Origin of the sequence: Streptomyces sp. NPDC056160 (assembly GCF_042268205.1) — a bacterium.
Lineage (GTDB): Bacteria > Actinomycetota > Actinomycetes > Streptomycetales > Streptomycetaceae > Streptomyces.
On sequence record NZ_JBHJUW010000310.1, the window covers coordinates 1 to 2,284 of the forward strand.

Genomic DNA, 2,284 nt, shown 5'->3' on the forward strand with positions numbered 1-2,284 from the left:
TCCGAAGCGGGCCGGGCGGGCGCCGCGCAGTCCACGAGGCCTGGCCCCGCGGCGGCTCACGCCGAGGGCGGCAGTTCGCCCGAACCGCGCTGGACGAGCCGGGTGGGCAGTTCGATGCGCTCGGGGGCCAGGAGAGCGCCGTCCAACTGGCGGAAGAGCCGCTCGGCGGCGGTGCGGCCGAGGGCCGCCGCGTCCTGGGCGACCACGGTGACACCCGGCTGGAGCAGGTCGGCGAGTTCGATGTCGTCGAAGCCGACGAGGGCGACCGGCCGGGGCAGCGCGGCCAGGACGCGGATCACGGTGACCGTCACCCGGTTGTTGCCCGTGAAGACGGCGGTGACCGGCTCCGGACCGGACAGCATCTCCTCGGCCGCCCGGCGCACCCGCTCCGGGTCGGTGACACCCAGCGACATCCAGGCGTCCTGGACGGTTATCCCCGCGTCCTCCATCGCCGCCCGGTAGCCGCGCAGGCGTTCGGCCGCGGTGTGGATGCGGGGCATGTCGCCGATGAAGCCGATCCGGCGGTGGCCGTGGGCGATCAGGTGCGCGACGCCGTCGCGGGCGCCGCCGAAGTTGTCCGAGAGGACGACGTCGGCCTCGATCCGCCCGGCCGGGCGGTCCACGAACACGGTCGCCACGCCCGCCCTGATCTCCGGTTCGAGGTACCGGTGGTCGTCGCCGGCCGGGATGATGACCAGCCCGTCCACCCGCCGCGCGCACAGTGCCAGGGCCAGCTCCTGCTCGCGGTCCGGGTCCTCCGCGCTGGAGCCGTTGATCAGCAGGGCTCCGTGCGCCCGGGCGACCTCCTCCACGGCGCGGCTGAGCGGGCCGTAGAACGGGTCGGCCAGGTCCTCCAGGACGAGGCCGATGCTCGCCGTACGGCCCTTGCGCAGCACCCGCGCGCTGTCGTTGCGGCGGAAGCCGAGCGCCTCGATGGCCTCCTGGACGCGCCGCTCGGTGTCGGGGGTGACGCCGGGCTCGCCGTTGACCACGCGCGAGACGGTCTTGAGGCCCACGCCGGCCCGGGCCGCCACGTCCTTCATGGTCGGACGATTGCCGTAGCGTGTCCCGGACGCGCGGTCGGCGGGGCGGTCTTCTCGGCGGGCGGTCTCTGGCACGATGCGGCGTCCTGTTCCTTGTCGTCCGCAGGGCCGCTGTGCGGGGTCCCTGGGTGCGTATGAGGATGTGGCGTCGAGCATAGAGCCTGGACAACGTTGTCATACCCGCGAGAGACTGTCCACCGCATACTCGGTCCGCGCTCCCGACGCGCGGCCGGGCTGCGCCCACCTCTTGGTTCTTTCATGGTTGACGGGGAGATCTGACTCTGATGCACACCGACCTCGTGGCCGCGCTCGACATCGGCGGCACCAAGATCGCCGGCGCGCTGGTGGACGGCCACGGCAGCATCCTGGTGCGCGCCCAGCGCGCCACTCCCGCGCAGGAGGACGGCGACACCGTCATGCGGGCCGTGGAGGACGTGCTCGGCGAGCTGAGCACGTCGGAGCTGTGGGGACGGGCCACGGCACTGGGCATCGGCAGCGCGGGCCCGGTGGACGCCTCCGCCGGCACGGTCAGCCCGGTCAACGTGCCCGGCTGGCGCGGCTACCCGCTGGTGGAGCGGGCCCGGGCCGCGGCGGGCGGGCTGCCCGTGGAACTGATCGGCGACGGCGTGGCCATCACGGCGGCGGAGCACTGGCAGGGCGCGGCCCGCGGGCACGACAACGCGCTGTGCATGGTGGTCTCCACCGGAGTGGGCGGCGGCCTGGTCCTCGGGGGCCGGTTGCACCCGGGCCCGACGGGCAACGCGGGCCACATCGGCCACATCAGCGTCGACCTGGACGGGGACCCGTGCCCGTGCGGGGCGCGCGGCTGCGTGGAGCGCATCGCCAGCGGCCCGAACATCGCCCGCCGGGCGCTGGAGAACGGCTGGCGGCCGGGCCCCGACGGTGACGCCACGGCCGCCGCGGTCGCCGCCGCGGCCCGCGCCGGGGACCCGGTCGCCGTGGCCTCCTTCGAACGCGCCGCCCGCGCCCTGGCCGCGGGCATCGCGGCGACGGCGACCCTCGTCGAGATCGACATCGCGGTGGTCGGCGGCGGAGTGGGCAAGGCGGGGGACGTGTTGTTCGACCCGCTGCGCAAGGCCCTGGCCGACTACGCGACCCTCTCCTTCGTCCGGCGCCTGACGGTCGTCCCGGCGCAGATGGGCACGGACGCCGGGCTGGTGGGGGCCGCCGCGGCGGGGCGCACCCCCCCGGCGCAGGCCCCCCCGGCCGGGGGCTGAACG

Annotated in this window: 2 protein-coding genes; one reads left to right on the top strand and one right to left on the bottom strand. The window is 75.4% G+C overall.

Annotated elements, in window-relative coordinates; translation table 11 throughout:
• Window positions 1–56 precede the first annotated feature (56 nt).
• On the bottom strand, window positions 57–1,118 hold the full coding sequence (locus ACFC02_RS42285; RefSeq protein ID WP_376368308.1) for a LacI family DNA-binding transcriptional regulator: 1,062 nt from the start codon (window positions 1,116–1,118) through the stop codon (window positions 57–59).
• A gap of 209 nt (window positions 1,119–1,327) precedes the next feature.
• On the opposite strand from ACFC02_RS42285, the gene ACFC02_RS42290 reads away from it, so the two are divergent.
• Entirely contained in the window at window positions 1,328–2,281 is a 954-nt protein-coding gene (locus ACFC02_RS42290; protein ID WP_376368310.1) for an ROK family protein, read from the top strand.
• The last annotated feature ends 3 nt before the right edge of the window (window positions 2,282–2,284 follow it).

Coding starts and splice junctions, on each gene's coding strand:
- ACFC02_RS42290 (WP_376368310.1), top strand. CDS start 1,328: ATGCACACCGACCTCGTGGCCGCGCTCGACATCGGCGGCACCAAGATC.